This is a genomic window from Pontiella sp. (assembly GCF_041622395.1).
In the GTDB taxonomy this organism is placed as follows: domain Bacteria; phylum Verrucomicrobiota; class Kiritimatiellia; order Kiritimatiellales; family Pontiellaceae; genus Pontiella.
The window spans coordinates 1-4,654 of sequence record NZ_JBFJYW010000295.1 but is presented as its reverse complement, the minus strand read 5'-3'; the positions used below and the strand labels follow the sequence as shown (position 1 = coordinate 4,654).

Annotated in this window: 4 protein-coding genes; 3 read left to right on the top strand and 1 reads right to left on the bottom strand. The window is 62.5% G+C overall.

Features of this window, described 5'->3' with window-relative positions:
* From ABYO54_RS14270 to ABYO54_RS14260, 3 genes are all read left to right on the top strand, one after another.
* On the top strand, positions 1–656 hold a 656-nt coding region (locus ABYO54_RS14270), incomplete at its 5' end, for a radical SAM protein (RefSeq protein ID WP_372808918.1).
* A gap of 15 nt (positions 657–671) precedes the next feature.
* Positions 672–2,003, top strand: coding sequence for a DUF2157 domain-containing protein (locus tag ABYO54_RS14265; protein ID WP_372808917.1), 1,332 nt, complete (start codon positions 672–674; stop codon positions 2,001–2,003).
* Positions 2,000–2,587 (top strand): GDYXXLXY domain-containing protein, encoded by a 588-nt coding sequence (locus ABYO54_RS14260; RefSeq protein WP_372808916.1) that lies wholly within the window; start codon positions 2,000–2,002, stop codon positions 2,585–2,587. The genes ABYO54_RS14265 and ABYO54_RS14260 overlap by 4 nt, the downstream gene beginning before the upstream one ends.
* A gap of 81 nt (positions 2,588–2,668) precedes the next feature.
* Here the strand turns inward: ABYO54_RS14260 and tkt are convergent.
* A partial coding sequence (gene tkt, locus ABYO54_RS14255; RefSeq protein ID WP_372808915.1) for a transketolase occupies positions 2,669–4,654 on the bottom strand: 1,986 nt, incomplete at its 5' end.

Sequence of the window (4,654 nt, the reverse complement as noted above, 5' to 3'; positions counted from 1 at the left end):
CCGACGACAACAGCTTCGTGAACAAGGCCTATTGGAAGGCGCTGTTGCCGGAACTGGCCAAGCGGAAAATCAAATGGTTCACGGAGACCGATCTTTCCGTGGCCGACGATCCGGAGCTGTTGCGCCGGATGCGCGCAGCCGGCTGCGCCCAGATTCTCATCGGCTTCGAAAGTCCGACGCGCGATCCGCTCGACCGGCTCGAACTCAACCGCAACTGGAAACTGCGGCGGTTCGCGCAATACAAGACCGCCATCAAGACCATCCAATCGCACGGGATCACGGTCAACGGCTGCTTCATCATCGGGCTCGACGGCCAAACCGCGGACGTGTTCGACGACATCGTCGCGTTCGTGCGCGAAACCGAGCTTTACGAAGTCCAGATCACGATCCTCACGCCCTTCCCCGGCACGCCGCTGTACGACCGCCTGAAAAAGGCCAACCGCCTGATCGAACCGGCCAACTGGGAAAAATGCACCCTGTTCGACCTCAACTTCCGCCCCATCGGCATGACCGAAGCGGAGCTGCGGCAGGGGTTCCACCGCCTCGCGGTCAAACTCTATTCCGAAGCGGCCACCCAGGGGCGGCGCAACGCCTTTAAACAAAATTTCAGAAAGAACGTCGCGGTTGAAAAAGGAAACGGATATGTGCTTAACTGACGTACGGGGTGAACGATGAGAAAAGTATCCGCAAGAAACCTGCAATGGCTGGAGAAGGAGCTGCCGATTTTGGAGCGCGAGGGGATTTTGGCCGCCGACGCGGTGCGGGGGATCCGATCCTACTACCGCGAAAACACCGGCGGCGGACTGCACTGGGCCACCCTGGCCTTCGCCGTACTGGGTTCGCTGCTGATCGGCGCGGGCATCATTCTGCTGTTCGCGCATAACTGGGACGAATTGGACCGGCCGACCCGTGCGGTGCTGTCGTTCTGCCCGGTCGCGATCGGCGCAATCCTGAGCGTGTTGGCCGTCGTCAGGCACGGCGGCGTGGCGCGGCGGGAGTCGGCGGGCATATTCCATTCGCTGGCCGTCGGATCGTCGATTGCGCTGATCGGACAGACCTACCACATTCCCGGCAACGTCCCGGGCTTTCTGCTGAGCTGGTCGTTGCTGATCCTGCCGCTGGCGTTCCTGCTGGGTTCGACCGGGGCGTTTCTGATCTATCTGGGCTTGATTTGCGGCTGGAGCGGCGTGGCGCAGGACCACTATGGCCAAGCCGCCGCCTTTTGGCTGTTGCTGGCCCCCGCGCTGGTGAAGGTCTGGGCGATGGTGCGGGTCGACCGCAACGCGCCCGATACGCTGTTGAGCGTGTATGGCATCCTCTTCACGCTGGCGATCTCGACCGGGATCGTTTTCGAGCGCACGGTGCCCGGACTCTGGATCGTGGCCTACTCCGCCCTGCTGAGCGCCGCCGCCCTGCTTGGGCTGAACCTCTACCGCGACCGCGAGGGCTGGAGCAACCCGCCCAAAACCTTCGGCATCATCGGCATCGCGTTGCTGGCCTATCTGTTCACCTGGTCCGACATGTGGCGCGACATCGGCTGGCAATGGACGCGCAACGGCTGGCACTACCGGACGTGGGGCACCTGGGCGGATGCAACCATTGCCCTGGCCCTGCTCGCCGGGTGGATCGCCGCGGCGATCCAATCGTTCCGGCGCAACTCCATCGAAACCATTGCCCTCGCCGCCTTCCCCGCCATCGCCACCCTGTGCTTTTTCATCGGCGCGGCTTCCGGCGACCAGTCGAACGGAATCAACGCGGTGATCTTCAATGCCTTCCTGCTCTTCTATGGCGTCCTCTATATCGTGCTGGGTTGCCGCAACACCAAACTGCGGCAACTCAACGGCGGAATGGCGATCCTCTCGCTGTTGCTGGTCACCCGCTTCTTCGACGACGACTTCGGGTTCCTGGCGCGCGGCATCGTATTCATTGCCCTCGGCGCCTGCTTCCTGACCGTGAATTTGATCATGGCCCGCAGAAAGAAAACCCTGGAGGCGACATCATGAAAACGATCTATCTCATCGCCCTCGGCCTGGTGATCTGCGTGCAGCTTGCCGTCCCCTTCCGCATGATCCGCGGCCGCGAAAGAATTCTGGCCGACGGCCGGCTTTACCGCTTCAAGACCCAGCCGATCGATCCCGTCGACCCGTTCCAGGGCCGCTATGTCCGGCTCCGGTTCGAAGCCGACACCATCGCCTGCAACGCCGACCGGATGGTCGAACTGCAACGGAAGCAACCCATCTACGCCGTCCTGGCGACGGACGACCAAGGGTTTGCGCATTTCAGCGATTGGAGCAACGAGCGCCCGGCCGACGGCGACTTCCTCAAGGTCCGCTATCAATATGCGGACCAGGATTGGATCAAGGAGAGCAAGAGCTATGTCACCAACGGCATCCGCATCGATTTGCCCTTCGACCGCTACTACATGGATGAAACCAAAGCCCCCCGCGCCGAAACACTCGCGCGCGACGCCACCCGCAATTCCAACTGCTGGGCGAACGTGCGGATCCTCAACGGCAAGGCCCTCATCGAAGACGTCTTCGCCGAGGGCATTCCCCTTCGCGAACTCGCCGCGAAAAACGAGGAGTGATTCGCGCGCGCCGCGCCGCTGGCCGGCATGCAAAAAGGGAGGCGAAAACGCCTCCCTTTTCTCTGGTCGAATGGACCTGATTTAGCCCAGCAGGCCCTTGGCCGTGTTGTAGACGTTGTCGGCGGTGAAACCGAATTTTTCGGCGAGCAGCGCCCCCGGAGCCGAGGCGCCGAAGGTGTCTTTGCAGACGGTTGCGCCGCAACGGCCGATGTACTTTTCCCAACCAAAGGAGGTACCGGCTTCAACCACCATGCGCTTGGTGCAGCCATCGGCCATCACTTCGCTCTGGTAGGCGGCGTCCTGCGCTTCGAACAGTTCGCGGCAAGGCATGTTGACCACGCGGACGTTAACGCCTTCGGCGGCCAGCTTTTCAGCGGCGTCGAGCGTGATCTTCACTTCGGAACCGGTTGCGATCATGAGCAGCTCCGGCTGGCCTTCTCCGCTCTGGAACATGGTGTAGGCGCCCTTGGTGAGCTGGCCGTCCATGTTGTATTTTTCGCGGTCGAGCACGTCGAGGTTCTGGCGCGTCAGGCAGAGAACGCTCGGTCCGTCGAGGTTCTTGAGCGCGGCTTGCCAGGCGCAGCCGGTTTCTTTCGGATCGCTCGGGCGGAAGACCGTTACGTTGGGCATCATGCGCAGGCTGTTGATGGTTTCGATCGGCTGATGGGTCGGGCCGTCTTCGCCGACCCAGAAGCTGTCGTGGGTCAGGACATAGATGACCGGCAGGTTCATCAGCGCGGCAACGCGCAGGGTCGGGCGTACGTAGTCGGCGAAGACCAGGAAGGTGGCGCCGTAGATGCGGAAGCCGCCGTGCACCTGGATGCCGTTCATGATGGCGCCCATTCCGATTTCGCGGACCCCGTAGTGGAAGTTGCGGCCTTCGAAGGCGCCGTTTCCAATGTCGGAGTAGTCGTTGAGGTGGGTCATGTTCGAGCCGGCCAGGTCGGCGGAACCGCCGACGAGGAAGGGCAGCTCTTTGGCGAGCGACTGCAGAATTTTACCGGAGGCGGAACGCGTGGCGATCGGGCCATCGAAGGTGGGCAGTCGTTTGCCGATGTCGGCCGGGATTTCCTGCGACATGTGGAGGTCCCACTGGGCGGCCAGGTCGGCGTTTTCGGTCCGCCATTCCGCGAAGGTGGCGTTCCAGGCGGCTTCGGCCTGCTTCATCTCTTCGAGACGGGCGGCGAAGAGGTCGCGGACGTCCTGCGGCACGAAGAACTTTTCTTCGGACATGCCGAGCGCCTTCTTGGTGAGGGCGACTTCTTCGGCGCCGAGCGGTGCGCCGTGGCAGTCGTGGGAGCCTTCCTTGTTCGGGGAGCCGAACCCGATTTTGGTTTTGCAGACGATGAAGGAGGGCTTGACGGTTTCGGCCTGGGCGGCCTCGATGGCGGTGGCGATGGCGGCGTGGTCGTGGCCGTCGACGGACTGGACGTGCCAACCGTAGGCTTCCATGCGCTTGACGACATCGTCGGTGTAGGTGATGCGGACGTCGCCTTCGATGGAGATGAAGTTTTCGTCGTAGAAGACCACCATCTTGCCGAGGCCGTGGTTCCCCGCCAGCGAGAAGACCTCGTTGGAGATGCCTTCCTCGAGCTCGCCTTCGGAGCAGATGACGTAGGTGTAGTGGTCGACGATCTTCTTGGCTTCGGTATTGAAGCGCGCGGCGAGCATCTCTTCGGCGATCGCCATGCCCACGGCGTTGCCGCAGCCCTGGCCGAGCGGTCCGGTGGTGGTTTCCACGCCGACCGTGTGGCCGTATTCCGGATGGCCCGCGGTCTTGGAGCCCCACTGGCGGAAGTTCATCAGCTCTTCGATCGGCAGGTCGTAGCCGGAGAGGTGCAGCAGCGAGTAGATCAGCATCGACCCGTGGCCCGCCGAAAGAACGAAGCGGTCGCGGTCGGCCCAGGCGGGGTTTTGCGGGTTGTGCTTGAGGTATTTCGTCCAGAGGACGGCGGCCACGTCGGCCATGCCCATCGGCATGCCGGGGTGGCCGGAGTTGGCGGCCTGGACTCCATCCATTGCGAGCCCGCGAATCGTGTTAGCGACTAAATTCAGATCCATAGTTTT

What these genes read in the sequence shown, in the direction of transcription:
- ABYO54_RS14265 (WP_372808917.1), top strand. Translation starts at nt 672, where the DNA reads ATGAGAAAAGTATCCGCAAGAAACCTGCAATGGCTGGAGAAGGAGCTG.
- ABYO54_RS14260 (WP_372808916.1), top strand. Translation starts at nt 2,000, where the DNA reads ATGAAAACGATCTATCTCATCGCCCTCGGCCTGGTGATCTGCGTGCAG.